The sequence below is a fragment of the Burkholderia sp. AU32262 genome (assembly GCF_020419985.1).
Taxonomy (GTDB): Bacteria; Pseudomonadota; Gammaproteobacteria; order Burkholderiales; family Burkholderiaceae; genus Burkholderia; species Burkholderia semiarida.
The window spans coordinates 1-768 of the sequence record NZ_JAIZRS010000079.1; the positions used below are offsets into that span (position 1 = coordinate 1).

A 768-nucleotide genomic window follows, 5' to 3' on the forward strand; every position below is an offset into this window, starting at 1 on the left:
GACGACGCGGAACTGCTCGAGCTGGTCGAGATGGAAGTTCGCGAACTGCTGTCGAAGTACGACTTCCCGGGCGACGATACGCCGATCGTGAAGGGTTCGGCAAAGCTGGCGCTGGAAGGCGACACGGGCGAGCTGGGCGAAGTGGCGATCATGAACCTGGCAGACGCACTGGACACGTACATCCCGACGCCGGAGCGTGCGGTTGACGGCGCGTTCCTGATGCCGGTGGAAGACGTGTTCTCGATCTCGGGTCGCGGTACGGTGGTGACGGGTCGTGTCGAGCGCGGCATCATCAAGGTCGGCGAGGAAATCGAAATCGTCGGTATCAAGCCGACGGTGAAGACGACCTGCACGGGCGTGGAAATGTTCCGCAAGCTGCTGGACCAAGGTCAGGCAGGCGACAACGTGGGTATCCTGCTGCGCGGCACGAAGCGTGAAGACGTGGAGCGTGGCCAGGTTCTGGCGAAGCCGGGTTCGATCACGCCGCACACGCACTTCACGGCTGAAGTGTACGTGCTGAGCAAGGATGAAGGCGGCCGTCACACGCCGTTCTTCAACAACTACCGTCCGCAGTTCTACTTCCGTACGACGGACGTGACGGGCTCGATCGAGCTGCCGAAGGACAAGGAAATGGTGATGCCGGGCGACAACGTGTCGATCACGGTGAAGCTGATCGCTCCGATCGCGATGGAAGAAGGTCTGCGCTTCGCGATCCGCGAAGGCGGCCGTACCGTCGGCGCCGGCGTCGTCGCCAAGATCATCGAGTAA

At 62.2% G+C, this 768-nt stretch carries 1 protein-coding gene; it reads left to right on the forward strand.

Features of this window, described 5'->3' with window-relative positions:
* Positions 1-768, forward strand: a 768-nt coding sequence (locus LGN10_RS33385) for an elongation factor Tu (RefSeq protein ID WP_226226294.1), incomplete at its 5' end; no start/stop codon positions are given.